Below are 13785 nucleotides of genomic sequence, written 5' to 3'. Positions count from 1 at the left end.
GGGGCGATGTCTCCTTCGGGCGGTATTCCGGGTTGATTTCGGATTCCGGGTCAGGCGGGACTCACGTCGCGGGTGGAAGTCCGGGCGGGATTCCGCAACGGGTTGAGCCGCTTCTCCCCGATCCTCGCCCGCAGTTCGGGATCGGTGACGCCCAGTCCCTCGCGGGGGGCCAGGCAGAGCACTCCGACTTTTCCGACGTGCCGGTTCTGCTGCACCAGACGCACGGCCTCACCGATGTCCTCCAGCGGATGGACCTCGGACAGCGCCGGAACCAATTTCCCCAGCGTGAACAGCCGGTTGCACTCCCACATCTCCTGGAGGTTCGCGGCGTGGCTGCCCACGATGCGCTTCAGATTCATCCAGAGATAGCGGTTGTCGTACTGGTGCTGATAGCCGGTGCTCGATCCGCAGGTGACGACCGTGCCGCCGCGGCGCACCACGAACACCGAGATCCCGAAGGTCGCACGTCCGACGAAGTCGAAGGCCACGTGCGGGTCCTCGCCGGTCTCCCGGCGGATGATGCTTCCCAGCCGCTTGCCGAGCGTGATGGCGTCCTCCGGCATGGTGTCGCCACCCATGCCGATCTCCGCACGGTTGACCACCACGTCGCAGCCGAGGTCCCGCACCAGCCGCGCCTTCTCCTCCGAGCCGACCACACCGACCGGGATGCCGCCCGCGTTCTTGACCAGTTGGACGGCGTAGGCGCCGAGGCCGCCGGCCGCTCCCCAGATCAGGACGACGTCGCCGAGCTTGATCCGGGCGCCGCGGTCACTGATCAGCATCCGGTAGGCCGTCCCGGCGGTCAGCAGGTTGGCGGCCGCCTCCTCCCAGGTCAGATGGGCCGGCTTGGGCAGCAGCTGGCTCGCCCGGACCACCGCGTAGTGCGCCAGCCCGCCGAAGTTGGTCTCGAAGCCCCAGGCGCGCTGGCCGCCGCCGAGCACTCCGTCGGCGTGGGTCATGGGCTCCTGGTCGTCGACCTGCATGCAGGAGACCACGACGTGGTCGCCCACCCGCCAGCCGCGCGTGCCGGAGCCCAACCGGACCACGACGCCGGCCGCGTCGGACCCGATGACGTGGTAGGGCCGGTCGTGCCGGGCCGCGTGGCCACCGTCCCTGCCCTGGCGTTCCAGGAAGGAGAACGTCGGAAGCGGCTCGAACATCGCCGACCAGACGCTGTTGTAGTTGATGGAACTGGCCATCACGGCCACCAGCACTTCATCCGGGGCCAGTTCCGGCATGGGCACCATGCCCACGTGAAGCGACTTCCGGACGTCCTTGTCCTCCACCCCCGTGAAGATGCCCACATCTTCCTTGCGAAGGTGGGCGGCGAGGTATTCGTCCGGCACTTTCTCCCGTTGCAGTTCCTCCGGGTCCGCGCCGGCCAGTACCGCCTCGGTCAGGGAAAACATGGAAATTCCTCCGATGGGACTCAGAACAGTTTCTTTCCCACGGCTTTGGCCTTGAGTGTTTCCTTGCCGTGCTCCAGCATGATGTTTTTGCAGCGCCGGATCGCCCTCGGCGAAGCCGAAATGCCTGGCGCCCGGAATTCGCACGCGTACACCTCCGTCGGTCCGGGAGCACAGGGCCCGGACCGGATCACACCACTGGCGGGTCGCACTTCGGCGGAGATCCGCTTGAGGCCGGGCGCGGCCGGTTCGGCCTCCGGGAGCCGGGAGACAGCCCGTCCGTTCAGCCGGGGCTCGAGGCAGATTCCAGTTGGTCTGGACAGGCTCGAAGCATGAGAGATCCCGAGGTCCGAGCTCACCCGGCGTACGACGTTGTGCCGGTGAGCCCTCCGGGTGGTCTCTCCGAGCGCGCGGGCGAGTCGACGGTGCCACGAACGCACCGGACACGTCAGAAGGTGAATCGCGCGGTGCACCACCAGCAGGACCGGCCCGATGCCCTGGGGGGCGCCTCGCGGAGCCGTGCCACTGACCACGGCGGCGGACGCTGAGGGACGTCGTCAAGGCCGAACAACCAGCCCCCGAACCGCCCGCCGCACTCGTGGGAGCCCCGTGTCCAGCACCCTTACGTCCAGCACGCCCGAGACCGGCGCCGGGCCCCGCGGCGCCGACGTCATCGCCCTCCGCGACGGCCACGTCCCGGAGGTGAGCATCCTGTTGCCACGCGCTCAGGCCGGCGACCGTCAGGCGATGAACGAGCTGTTGCAGCATGTTGCCCCGCTGGTCGTACGGCTGTGTCAGCGGGTCACCCGACGGCACGGCCTCGATGCCGCGCAGGAGGCCATGCTCGCCATCTACCGCGGCGTCCACGGACTGCGCGAGCCCAATGCCTTCCACGCCTGGGTCCGCGCCATCGCGGTACGGGAAGCCATCCGCACCCACCGGCGTCTGGGTGACTTCGCGGCCGAGGATCTGCCCGACCTGGTCCAGGACACCAATCCCATGGCCGCCGTCCACATCAGCGACGTCCTGGACCGGCTGCCGGACCACCATCGCGAGGTACTCACCCTCCGCGCGCTCTACGGCCTGGACGAGCAGGAGATGGCGACCGCGCTCGCCCTGCCGCTCGGGACGGTCCGCTCCCGGTTGTACCGGGCCCGGCGAAACTTCCACGACGCCTGGCACCAGCAGTCCGCCTGACGGGCCCGGCCCACTTCCCCGCACAGGAGTCCCTCGTCCCCGCACAGGAGTCCCTCGTCCCCGCGCGCTCCGGTCCCGCGACTCGGCACCCGCGTCGGCGCCGCGGGACATCACGTCCGCCGTCCGCGGCGCGAGCCGGGTGCCGGGCGGTCAGGTGACGGCGGCACGCTGTCGGAAGCGCGGGTCCCCGTGCTCCCCGTGGGTCACGGCCTCCCGCAGGTGCCGTACGGCCGTCAGCATGTCGCGGTGGGAGACGTACAGGGCGTTGACGCCGAACCGCAGCAGGTCCGGAGCCCGCATGTCGCCGATGACGCCGCGGGCGGCGAGCGCGCGCACCAGCGGATACGCGTCCGGGTGCCGGAGAGCCACCTGGCTGCCGCGCCGGTGCGGTTCCCGTGGGGTGACCACGGTGAAGCCGAGACCGTCCAGCAGGGTGTCGGCGCAGTCCATGAAGAACCCGGTCAGCGACAGGCTCTTGGCCCGGATCTGCTCCATGTCGGTCCCCTCGAAGGCAGTGAGGGCCGCCTCCAGGGCGAGCAGGGAGAGGATGGACGGCGTGCCGATCCGCGCCCGCTCCACTCCCGGGGCAGGGGTGTAGTCACCGCTCAGTCCGAAGGGATCCGCGTGCCCGTTCCAGCCGGTGAGCGGCTGGTCGAAGGCGGCCTGGTGGCGCCGGGCGATGTAGAGGAAGGCGGGGGCACCCGGTCCGCCGGACAGGAACTTGTAACCGCAGCCCACCGCCAGGTCGACGCCCAGCTCGTCCAGTTGGACGGGCAGCGCGCCGGCCGCGTGGCACAGATCCCACAGCATCAGTCCCCCGGCCTCCTGTACGGCACGGGTGGTCGCAGCCATGTCGTGGAGCTCGCCGGTGCGGTAGTCGACCGGGGAGTAGCCGGCCACCGCCACCTCGTGTCCCTGTTCGGCGAGGAACCGCGGCAGGCCGTCCACCGCGATCCGGTGGACCTCCAGGCCGAGCAGCCGGGCCACCGAGTCGGCGATGTACTGGTCGGTGGGGAAGTGTCCCGGGTCGGTCAGCAGCAGCCGCCGCCCGGGACGCAGCCGCGCTGCCGCGGTCAGGCCGTTGAACAGCTGCACGGTGGTGGAGTCGCCCGCCACGGTCTGCCCGGGTGCCGCGCCGAGCAGCCGTCCGATCACGTCCCCCACCCGCGACGGCGCCTGCCACCACCGGTGCTCGTTCCAGGACCGGATCAGGCCGTCACCCCACTGCCGGTGGACGACATCCGCGAGCGCTCCCGGTACGGCGGCCGGCAGGGCACCGAGCGAGTTGCCGTCCAGATAGACGATTCCGTCAGGAAGGGCGAAGCGTTCCCGGTGGGCTGCCAGCGGGTCCGCGGTGTCGAGTGCGGACGCCCGTGTCCGCAGTTCCTCGAGGGCGGGTGCGGTTTCGGCGTGGACGGTCACCGGTCATCCCTTCTCGTGGCGCGACAGCCGGGCGAAGACGTCGGTCACCGCGCGGGCGGCCGGCGAGCCGGGCTCGATGAGGGTGTAGTGGCCGGTCTCCGGCAGGACGACCAGTTCGGCCTCCGGGTGCGCCGCCATGTAGTCGCTGAACTGCTCCAACGGCACCTCTTCGTCGGCGGCACCGTGCAGGACCACCGTCGGCACGCCGGTCGAGCCCTTCTCCCGCAGCAGGGTGAGCGGATCGGTGACCGGGATCCGGGACTCGGCGTGGTCGGCGCCGCCCAGCAGTTCCAGCGCCGCACCGTTGCTGAGGTCCTCCCGGATCGTCCCGGCGAGATCGGTGACGGGAGCCAGCGCGAGCACCGCGGTCGGCAGGTCGCCTGTGTGCCACGGCGAGTCGGCGGGCAGCAGCCCGCGCGCGGCCGCCCACAGGGCGAGGTGGCCGCCGGAGCAGTGGCCGGCCAGCACGTAGGGGCGGCCGGCGGGGATGGTGTCCACCGCCAGGGCGATGTCGTCGAAGGTGCCCGGATAGCCGCCGTCGCCGCCGGACCGCCGGAACTCGGGCAGCGCGGTGGTGAACCCGTTCGCCGCCAGGTACGCGGCGAAGGGCGTCAGATGCATCCGGTTGTACCGCCAGTAGCCACCGTGCAGCAGGATGACCAGCGGGGCGTCCGGGTCCTCGGCCGGCCACAGGTCGTAGACCTGGCTGGGGTGTTCGCCGTAGGAGCGGTGGACCGGCGCGAGTACGGGTTTCAGGGCCAGCACCCGGCGCTCTTCCTCGAGGGCGGCTTCGGAGAACTGCCTAGACACGACCGCGCACCGTCCAGAGCTCGGGGAACACGGAACGGGCGGCTCGGTCCTCCAGCCAGGCGACGCCCGAGGAGCCGCCGCTGCCCGACTTGGCGCCCATCGCCCGGCGGGTGGCGAGCAGATGGTCGCCACGCCAGCGCAGAACCAGCTCGGCGATGTCGGTCAGCGCCTCGCCCAGGTCCAGCAGCGGGTCCTTCTGCGGGCCGGCGTAGATCTGCCGCCAGACCTCCTCGACGTCCGGGTCGGCCTCGTACGGGGCGGTCACGTCGCGTTCCAGGACATGCTCCGGGACGGGCAGGCCCCGGCGGTGCAGGTAGGCCAGCGTCGAGTCGTACAGCGACGGCTGGTTCAGCAGTTCCTCCAGCTCGGCGTAAGCCGTGGGATCCGCACGCTGCGGGTTCATCAGCGAACGGGACTTGTGGCCGAGCAAGAACTCCATCTGCCGGTACTTCGCCGACTGGAAGCCGGACGCCGCGCCGAACGCCTCGCGGAATCCGTTGAACTGGGCTGGGGTCATCCTCGCGATCGGCCGGATGGAGTCGTTGAGGGCGTGATGAGCGGTGATGCTGCGGCGCAGGGCCTCCATGGCGCACTCGTGGTCGTCCTTGACCAGCGCGTCCTGGGCGGCCCGCCACTCGTGGACGAGCAGGGTGAGCCACAGCTCCATCACCTGGGTCGTGACCAGGAACGGCATCTCGTTCGGGTCGTTGGTCAGGGGTTGCTGCAGGGAGGACAGCACCGAGGCGTGGACGTAGTCGTCGTAGGGGGTCTTTCCCTGGAAGTTCACCAGCGGATCGTCCGGCCCCGGATCGCAGGGCAGTGACGTGGTGTCGGTCATCGCGTCTCCTCAACAGCGTGCACTGATGGGCGTGTTGGATACGGCGAGCAGTGGCCGTGCGGTTGCCTTGTCGACTGCTCAGAGGTCGAAGTCCAGCCCCGTCTCGTCGGACTCCGGGCGGGCGCGGCAGGCGAGGGTGTAACCCGCCGCCAGTTCTCCGGGCCCCAGCACGTACTGGTGGCCGGTCGTGACGGTTCCGCGGGTCACCCGGGCGCGACAGCTTCCGCACAGACCCTCGCGGCAGGAGTGCGGCGTGTCCGGCATGACCCGCAGCAGTGCGTCCAGCACCGTCCGGTCCTGCTCCTCCATGACGGTCACCGCCGTCCGTCCGCCGAGGGAGGCGGTGATCCGCGCGGTGCGGCCGCGGAGTTCGGCCGCCGGTGGTGACGGCTGCTCCTGGGGGGCGAGGGAGAAGAGTTCGCAGCGTATCCGTGCCGGGTCGGCACCCCACCGGGTCAGGGCCTCGCGCCCTGACGTGACCATCCCCCAGGGCCCGCAGAGGTAGGCGTACGTGTGGCCGTCCGGCTCGGCGCCGACCGCGCGGAGCAGTCTCGGCAGCCTCGTGGTGTCGATGTGGCCGGAGAGCATCTCGGCCTCGCGGGTCTCCCGGGTCAGCAGGTACAGGGGCAGGAACCGGTCGACGTAGGCGTCCTTGAGGTCGGCCAGTTCGTCGGCGAGGAGCACCGAACGGGCCGTACGGTTGGCATAGATCAGCGACACCCTGCACCGTGGGTCGTCCCGCAGTGCCGCCGTGGCCATGCTCAGCAGCGGGGTGATGCCGCTGCCGGCGGCCACCATCACATGGTGCGCCCCGGGGCGCTCCACGAGCCCGAAACCGCCGGTCGGAGGCGCGACATCGAGCGTGTCACCGGCGGTCAGCGCGGTCGTGGCGTACTCCGAGAAGCCGCCCGGGCCGAGGCGCTTGACCACCAGGCGCAGTTCGCGCCGCTCGGACGGTGGCGGGCAGATCGAGTAACTACGGCGGATCTCGGTCCCGTTCAGGACGTGCCGGACGGTCACGTGCTGACCGGGCCGGTGGGCGAAGGTGTCGGCCGGCCGGTCCGGGAGGTCCAGCGTGAGGGCCACCGCGTCATCGGTGAGCGGCCGCACCCGCGCCACCCGCAGCCGGTGCCATCCGGTCGCCCGCTCGGTGGGTGCCGCCGCGCCGTGCTCGGTCGTCTTCATGGGCGCCGTCACACCGCCTTCATGTGGGGGAAGGACTCCTGGCAGGCGGTGCACACCAGGACCGTCTGGCATCCGGTCGGTCCGAAGGGGCCGACCGGCCGGGTCGCCACGGAACCGCAGTGCGGGCAGGGACGGCCGAGGCCGAGCCGGACCGTCAGCGGTGCTCCGGCGTCGCCGGGGGGCACGATGCCGTGGTCGGCGAGCTTGCGGCGGCCCGCCTCGCTGATCCAGTCGGTGGTCCACGCGGGCGAGAGCACCCACGTCACCCGCCCGTCGGGATGCCCGCACTCCGCCAGTACGGTCCGCAGGTCGGCCTCCATCACCGGGAGCGCCGGACAACCGAGGTAGGTCGGCGTGACGACGACCTCCACGACACCGTCCGCGCCCTCCCGCACCGAACGGACCACTCCCAGATCGGCCAGGGTGATCATCGGCAGTTCCGGGTCCGGTACGGCCCCCACCCGGGCCCGGAGCCGGCCGAGGTCCAACCGGAGGGCCGCGCTCACCAGACACCTCCGGGATACTGCCGGAAGACCGACTGGAACTCGGCCAGCAGCGGGGCGAACGCCTCGGTGTGGAGTCCCGACCGCCCGCCGGTCGCCTGCCAGGACGGCGTCGGGACGGTGAGCCCCGCCTCCGTCAGGATCTCGCCCACCTCCCGTCGCCAAGCGGCCCTGAGGCGGGCCGGGGCGACCGCCGTGCCGTCGGTGTCGAGCCGGGCCGTCAGGTCGTCGGCCTCGAACAGCTCGGCCGCGTAGGGCCAGATGTGCTCCAGCCCCTCCTGCATCCGCCGACGGCTCTCCTCGGTGCCCAGGCCCAGCCGTACGGTCCACTGCGAGGCGTGCAGGCGGTGGTACTCCGCCTCCTTGACCGCGCGGGAGGCGAACGACGCCAGCCCCTCATCGGCCGAGGCCGCCAGTTCCGCGTAGAGCAGACTCATGTAGTGCGTGTACGCCAGCTGCCGGGCGATGGTGACGGCGAAGTCGCCGCCCGGCAGCTCCAGCAGCAGCGCGTTGCGGAACTCCCGCTCGGTCCTGCGGTAGGCGAGGTCGTCGTCGCCGCGGTCCGTCCCGTCCGAACGGCCGCTGAGACTCAGCAGGGTCCGGGCGTGGCCGAGCAGGTCCAGGGCGATGTTCGACAGTGCCAGATCCTCTTCGATGGTGGGGGCGTTGGTCACCCACGCGCACAGTCGCTGACAGAGGATCAGCGCGTCGTCACCGAGCCTGAGGGCGTACTCGGCGATGTCCTGGTTCCGCGACCCGGCGACGGCGCCGGGGAGTTCACTCGCCATGGTCGCCTGCCTCGTTGAGCGGCACGTACATCTGCGGATACCGGTAGGGCTTGTCGGCTCCGTTGCTGAAGAAGGGATCCTTCTCGCCGGGAGACGAGGCACGCACCGCGTCGGAACGCACCACCCAGATCGACAGCGGGTCGCCCCGGCGGGTGTAGAGGTCTCTGGCGTTGGCGATGGCCATGTCGGCGTCCGCGCCGTGGACCGACCCGACATGCTGGTGGGAGAGGCCACGACGCGGCCTGATGAACACCTCCCAGGGCGTCTGCGCCCCGGCGGCTTCGCGTTCGCGGCTCACTGCTCCCGCCCTTCCGTCGCCCGGCGTGCCGCGTAGGCGTCGGCCGCCGCGCGCACCCAGGCCCCGTTCTCGTGGGCCGCCACGCGGTGCGCCAGCCGCTGCCGGCCGCACTGTGCGCCGGCGGCCAGGGCCGTGCGGTACACCTGCCAGTCCACCGGAGTGAAGTCGTAGTGCCCGCGCTCCTCGCTCCAGCGGATCGCCGGGTCGGGCAGGGTGACCCCGAGCCGCTCCGCCTGCGGGACGACGCTGTCCACGAAGCGCTGCCGCAACTCGTCGTTGGTGTGGCGTTTGATCCCCCAGGCCATCGAACGGCGACTGACCGCGGCGCCCACGGCCGCGGCCCGCGCGTCCCCGCCGCCGCCCTCGACCGTGTCCGGCGGGCCGAACATCAGGGCCACCGCGGGCAGCCACCACCGGTCGACGGCGTCCTGCGCCATCTCCTGCTGCTCCCGCGTGCCCCGGCACAACGCCCAGAGCAGGTCGTATCCCTGACGGACGTGGAAGGTCTCCTCCTGGCACACCCGCTGCATGGCCCTCGCGTACGGGCCGTAGGAGGTGCGGCACAGCGGGGCCTGGTTGATCACCGCCGCACCGTCCGTCAGCCAGGCGATCGCCCCGGTGTCGGCCCAGGTCAGGGCGGGGTGGTTGAACGTGTCCGAGGACCGCTGGTGTCCACTGTGCAACGCGTCGAGGAGTTCGGCCCGGGTGACGCCGAGGGTCCCCGCCGCCGCGTACAGGTACAGGCCGTGTCCGGCCTCGTCCTGCACCTTGGAGAGCAGGGCTGCCTTGCGTCGTAGGGAAGGGGCCCGGGTCAGCCAGGACCCCTCCGGCTGCATCCCGATGATCTCCGAGTGCGCGTGCTGGGCGATCTGCCGGATCACCATCCGCCGGTAGCCGTCGGGCAGCCAGTCCCGGGGTTCTATCCGCTCGTCGGCCGCGACGAGTGCCTCGAAGTACTCGTCGAGTTGCTTGTCGTCGTCCGCGACGACGGCCGTGGAACCTGCCTCGGTGGTCACCTGGAACCTCCGCTCCCCTCTGCCCCTCTGTCCGGACCGTGTGAAGAACTCCCGTGGTGGGTGGCTTCACATACGGAGGAGTAGCGGCGCGGCTGGTTCAATCCCTCCGCGCCTGCCGGGACGGCGTGAGCAACACCACAGCGGTGGCAGGGATTGTCGGCGCCCTCCTGATCCTCCTTCCGATCCGAGAGACCGCTTGGCGCTTCGAAAGGTGGACCTGTATGAGCACCATCCGTGAGCTACTCACCGAACTGACTGGGACGTCGGAGTACGCCGAGAAACTCAGCGACGACACCGATCTGGCCGCCAGTGGTATCGACTCGGGGGACCTGGTGCGTCTGGTCCTGCTCATCGAACAGCGCACGGGGGCGGAGATCACCGCCCAGGACATGGAGAAGCTGTCCACGATCGCGGACTACGAGCGGTTCCTCGCCGACCGCGCCGACGCCGAGCCGCAGCCGGACGGTGTGTGATGTGGCTGACCCAGTTGCTGCAGCGCAACCGCCAGTGCTTCCCGGACCGGACGGCACTGGTGGACGCGCACCGCTCGGTCACCTGGGCCGAGTTCCACGACCGGGTGGCCCGGCTCGCCCACGGGCTCTCCGAGCGCGGCATCCGCGGTGGCGACCGTGTGGCCGTCCTTTCGCTGGACCGCGTCGAGGTGCTGGAGACGTACTTCGCGCTGGCCCGTCTGGGAGCGCTGTTCGTCCCGCTCAACCACAGCCTCACCCCGACCGAGGTGACCGAGATCGCGGAGCGCTGCAACCCGGTGGCGGTGATCGGTGAGTCGGCCCTGCTGGATCGGCATCCGGACCTGCCGGTGCGGATCCGCTTGTCGGTGGACGGCGCGGAGTTCGCCGCACTGTGCGAGACGGACGGGCCGGCCCTTCCCGACGCGCCCGTGGCAGACCCTGCCGGGAACGCGGGCCTTCCCGACGTGCCGGACGACGCGCCCGCGGCGATCCTGCACACCTCGGCGACCACCGGACGGGCCAAGGGCGTCGCCGTGGACCACGCCTCCTTCCGGGCCATCGCGCTCGGCTGGCTCGCCGAGGTGGGGCCCACGGACGACATCGTGCTGGTCAACTGCTGCCCGCTGTACCACGGCAGCATGGTGGTCTCCCTCACCTATATGGCCGCGGGTGCCACCGTGGTGCTCATGCCGGGCTTCCAGCCGCAGCGGGCGCTGGCCGCGATCGAGGACAACCGGGCCACGCACGTCTGGCTGGTGCCTCAGATGCTCCGTTTCCTGATGCAGTCGAAGTCGCTGCGGAGCACGGACCTGTCCGGTCTGCGCGAGGTGCTCTACGGTGCCGCGCCGATGCCGCCGGAGGTCTACGCCGAGGCCGTCGAACGGCTCGACTGCGGCTTCCGGCAGGTCTACGGGATGACCGAGGTGGGGGGTCCGTTCGTCACGCTCGGTCCGGACGAGCACCCCGCGCCGGGCACCACCGACGTGATCCCGGCGGGCCGGGTGATCCCCGGCATGTCGGTGAAGGCCCTGGACCCGAAGGACCAGGAGGTGCCCCCCGGCGTCATCGGGGAGATCTGTGCGCGCGGCCCCGGAGTGATGCGCGGCTACTGGAACGACGAGAAGGCAACCGCCGACATCACGACGGACGGCTGGATCCGCACCGGCGACCTCGGCTTCGTCGACCGCGACGGGCGGGTGCACCTCATCGACCGGAGCAAGGACCTGATCATCCGGGCGGGCCAGAACGTCTACCCCAGGGAGATCGAACAGGCACTGCGTTCCCACCCCGCGGTGCACGACGCCGCCGTGGTCGGGGTGGCGGACGCCGACTACGGCGAGGCGCCGCTGGCCTTCGTGGTGGCCGAGGAGGGGACCACCCCCGACGAGGTGCAGGCCCACCTGGCCGGTCTCCTCGCCGCGTACAAGCGGCCCCGGCACATCCGGTTCATCGACGAGGTGCCCAGGAACCCCGCAGGCAAGATCCTCAAGAGGTCTCTGCCCGTCTGACCCGCACGCCCTCCCGCGGCACCGAGCCCGCCGCCGAGCCCGCCGCCGGGCCTCGACGCCGGAGAATCGTCCGTGGAGCCTGCGTGCCACGCTCGTACGAGGGGCCGCGGCGAGGGGCACGTACGGGGGCGACGCCCTGACCGTGCTCGGCAGCCGCCGAGCACGTTCGCTGCCGACTTGAAGCCGACGCCGGCGACCGATCACCGCGTGAGCCTGGACGTCAGCGTCTGTATCCCCGGTACGTCGCCCGGGTCCCGGTTCTGGCCGGGACCCGGGCAACGTGCTTCTGGCGCACCGGAGTGCTGGCGGTCGAACCGGCCTCACGCCGCGGCGATCCCGCCCGTCACGCTGATCGCCTGGCCGGTCAGCCTGGCCGCGCCGGGTCCGCCGAGGAAGACGACGAGCGAGGCGAGGTCGTCCGGCTCGGCCACGCCGAGATGGGCGAGCTGCGCGGCCTTCTCGAAGATCTTCTTGCTGAATCCGTCGGCGAGAACGCGGTCCGTGGTCGGAGTACCCGCCACCAGAGAGGGCGTCACGGCGTTCACCCGGATCCCGTTGTGCTTCCCCTCGACCGCCGCTGTCCGCGAGAACATCACGATCGCGGCCAGGGCCGCACCGAGGACGCTCTCTCCCGGAGTGGCGATCTTGGCGGCGTCGGACGCGATGTTGATGACGCTCCCCCCTCCCTGCTCCTGCATGACCGGGAACACCGCCCGGGTCATGTGCATCGGTGGCACGGCCAGGGTGGTGAGGATGGATGCCACATCGGCCAGCGGAGTGCGGTGGAGGAGCTCGGGCTTGTAGGGCGAGGGCGGGGGCGTGGAGTTGACCAGTACGTCGATCGAGCCCAGTGCGCGGTGGACCTCCTCCACGGCTCGCTCCACCTCATGGACCTCGTTCGCGTCCACACGGGTGAAGACGACCTCGGCATCCGGGCAGCGGCTCTCGACCTCCGTCCTCGCCGCCTTCCCGCGCTCGGCGTTCCGGCCGAGCAGCGCGACCCGCCGTACCCCCGCGTCGACGAACCGAAGCGCGCTCGCGAGACCGATTCCGGTACTGCCACCGGTGATCACGACGGCAGCGTCCGCGTAGTCACGGACGAGGGGGGTCACAGGCATTCGCATCTCCTTCACACTTCATGGCACGCATGGAATCCGGAACTCCTCGTACGGCGCGTCGGCGACGGTGTCCCGTCCCGCGCACGTCTCTGTGCTCCCAGAGCCCGTCGGACCACCGCCGATGACACCGGCCCGCTCGATGTCGTCCACAGCACCAGCCGTCACGGGATACGTCATCTCGTCACCGACCAGCGCATCAGCGAGGCTCCGATCGACGTCCCGCTGCCGAAGCCGGCCATCAGCACCAGATCGCCGTCGCGCAGCAGTCCCGCCCGGTTGACGAGGTCGAGGGTGAGCGGCACGGAAGCGCTGCCGATGTCGCCGTACTTCTCGACAGTGCGGTGGGCCACGGCGTTCCGAAGGCCCGATGCGTGGGCCAGTTCGTCCGGCAGGAGGCCGTCAGGCTGGTGCGGGATGAGGTGGTCGATCCGCTCCGGGCCGTATCCGGCGTCCCGCACCAGCCTGGCCAGTGCGGGCGGTCCGTACTCCCTCACGAAGTCCCGTATCCCGCGGTCGTCCATCGTGACGTAGTGACCGCCGGCGTCGACCGACTCGTGGGACGGCGGTACCCGACTGCCCCCGGCCTCGATCCGCAGCGACTCGTATGCGTCACGGGGGCTGGACAGGGCCGTGCCGATGATGCCGTGGCCGGAGGGCACCGGCCCGACCAAGGCCGCGGCGGCGCCGTCTCCCAGGAGCGCGGCCGTACGGTGGTCGGAGAAGTCGATGAACCGCGAGTACACCTCGGTGGCGATCATCAGTGCGAGTCCGCCTCCGCGCAGCCGCAACAGGCTGCGGACCAGCTCAAGCCCGTAGATGAAGCCGCTGCTGGAGACACTGATGTCGAAGCAGACCGCGCGATGGGCGTCGAGGGCGTTCTGCACCAGGTGCGAGGTGGGCGGCTGGGGGGAGTCACCCGTGGCGGTGGACACGACGAGATAGTCGATCTGGTCGGCGGTGATGCCCGCCTGAGTGAGTGTCCGTTCGGCGGCACGCGTGGCCAGGTCCGACGCGGCCTCGTCGGGTGCCGCGTGGCGCAGGGTCCTGGTCCGGGTCTCGTGTTCGATCTCTTCGGCGGCGGCGCCGACCCGCCGCGCGACCTCCACGCTGTCGATCTCGTCCTTGGGTACGTAAGAGCCGGTCGCGAGGATTCCGGCAGAGTATTCGGCCACCGTCGGCCACACCTTTCGAGGGAGGGGGACGTACGTCGCACTCGCGCGCCG

At 71.0% G+C, this 13785-nt stretch carries 14 protein-coding genes; 3 read left to right on the top strand and 11 right to left on the bottom strand.

Features of this window, described 5'->3' with window-relative positions:
- Positions 1 to 50 precede the first annotated feature (50 nt).
- Positions 51 to 1409 carry a crotonyl-CoA carboxylase/reductase gene (gene ccrA / locus JIX55_RS45520; RefSeq protein ID WP_257569078.1) on the bottom strand — a complete coding sequence of 453 codons (1359 nt, stop codon included), beginning with the start codon at positions 1407 to 1409 and terminating at the stop codon, positions 51 to 53.
- A gap of 606 nt (positions 1410 to 2015) precedes the next feature.
- Here ccrA and JIX55_RS45515 point away from each other — a divergent pair.
- Positions 2016 to 2603: an RNA polymerase sigma factor gene (locus tag JIX55_RS45515; protein WP_257569077.1), complete on the top strand. Its 588-nt coding sequence runs from the start codon at positions 2016 to 2018 to the stop codon at positions 2601 to 2603.
- Between the two features lie 150 nt (positions 2604 to 2753).
- Here the strand turns inward: JIX55_RS45515 and kynU are convergent, their stop codons facing one another.
- The 8 genes from kynU to paaA all read right to left on the bottom strand — a co-directional run bounded on the left by kynU (position 2754) and on the right by paaA (position 9463).
- Positions 2754 to 4025 (bottom strand): kynureninase, encoded by a 1272-nt coding sequence (gene kynU, locus JIX55_RS45510; protein ID WP_257569076.1) that lies wholly within the window; start codon positions 4023 to 4025, stop codon positions 2754 to 2756.
- 3 nt (positions 4026 to 4028) lie between these two features.
- A complete protein-coding gene (locus tag JIX55_RS45505; protein ID WP_257569075.1) occupies positions 4029 to 4835 on the bottom strand; it encodes an alpha/beta hydrolase family protein in 807 nt (268 codons plus the stop codon).
- Complete coding sequence (locus JIX55_RS45500) at positions 4828 to 5673, bottom strand: tryptophan 2,3-dioxygenase (protein WP_257569074.1); 846 nt, start codon at positions 5671 to 5673, stop codon at positions 4828 to 4830. Before JIX55_RS45500 ends, JIX55_RS45505 begins: the two co-directional genes overlap by 8 nt.
- A gap of 78 nt (positions 5674 to 5751) precedes the next feature.
- Entirely contained in the window at positions 5752 to 6858 is a 1107-nt protein-coding gene (locus tag JIX55_RS45495) for a 2Fe-2S iron-sulfur cluster-binding protein (RefSeq protein ID WP_257569073.1), read from the bottom strand.
- Between the two features lie 8 nt (positions 6859 to 6866).
- Positions 6867 to 7364 carry a 1,2-phenylacetyl-CoA epoxidase subunit PaaD gene (gene paaD / locus JIX55_RS45490; RefSeq protein ID WP_257569072.1) on the bottom strand — a complete coding sequence of 166 codons (498 nt, stop codon included), beginning with the start codon at positions 7362 to 7364 and terminating at the stop codon, positions 6867 to 6869.
- The gene (gene paaC / locus JIX55_RS45485) at positions 7361 to 8149 is read right to left on the bottom strand and encodes a 1,2-phenylacetyl-CoA epoxidase subunit PaaC (protein WP_257569071.1); all 789 of its coding nucleotides are present in this window, start codon (positions 8147 to 8149) and stop codon (positions 7361 to 7363) included. The genes paaD and paaC overlap by 4 nt, the downstream gene beginning before the upstream one ends.
- Positions 8139 to 8447 (bottom strand): 1,2-phenylacetyl-CoA epoxidase subunit PaaB, encoded by a 309-nt coding sequence (paaB, locus tag JIX55_RS45480; protein WP_257569070.1) that lies wholly within the window; start codon positions 8445 to 8447, stop codon positions 8139 to 8141. Before paaB ends, paaC begins: the two co-directional genes overlap by 11 nt.
- Positions 8444 to 9463 carry a 1,2-phenylacetyl-CoA epoxidase subunit PaaA gene (gene paaA, locus JIX55_RS45475; RefSeq protein WP_257569069.1) on the bottom strand — a complete coding sequence of 340 codons (1020 nt, stop codon included), beginning with the start codon at positions 9461 to 9463 and terminating at the stop codon, positions 8444 to 8446. Before paaA ends, paaB begins: the two co-directional genes overlap by 4 nt.
- A 221-nt stretch (positions 9464 to 9684) precedes the next feature.
- Here paaA and JIX55_RS45470 point away from each other — a divergent pair, with 221 nt between their 5' ends.
- Complete coding sequence (locus JIX55_RS45470; RefSeq protein ID WP_257569068.1) at positions 9685 to 9936, top strand: acyl carrier protein; 252 nt, start codon at positions 9685 to 9687, stop codon at positions 9934 to 9936.
- Positions 9936 to 11444 carry a class I adenylate-forming enzyme family protein gene (locus JIX55_RS45465; RefSeq protein ID WP_257569712.1) on the top strand — a complete coding sequence of 503 codons (1509 nt, stop codon included), beginning with the start codon at positions 9936 to 9938 and terminating at the stop codon, positions 11442 to 11444. Before JIX55_RS45470 ends, JIX55_RS45465 begins: the two co-directional genes overlap by 1 nt.
- 320 nt (positions 11445 to 11764) lie before the next feature.
- Here the strand turns inward: JIX55_RS45465 and JIX55_RS45460 are convergent, their stop codons facing one another.
- Complete coding sequence (locus tag JIX55_RS45460) at positions 11765 to 12562, bottom strand: SDR family NAD(P)-dependent oxidoreductase (RefSeq protein ID WP_257569067.1); 798 nt, start codon at positions 12560 to 12562, stop codon at positions 11765 to 11767.
- Between the two features lie 173 nt (positions 12563 to 12735).
- On the bottom strand, positions 12736 to 13734 hold the full coding sequence (locus tag JIX55_RS45455; protein WP_257569066.1) for a 3-oxoacyl-ACP synthase III family protein: 999 nt from the start codon (positions 13732 to 13734) through the stop codon (positions 12736 to 12738).
- Positions 13735 to 13785 lie beyond the last annotated feature (51 nt).

It is taken from the genome of Streptomyces sp. DSM 40750, assembly GCF_024612035.1.
In the GTDB taxonomy this organism is placed as follows: domain Bacteria; phylum Actinomycetota; class Actinomycetes; order Streptomycetales; family Streptomycetaceae; genus Streptomyces.
Note: the sequence above shows the minus strand (reverse complement) of the source record. Positions and strands in the feature narration are given on the sequence as shown.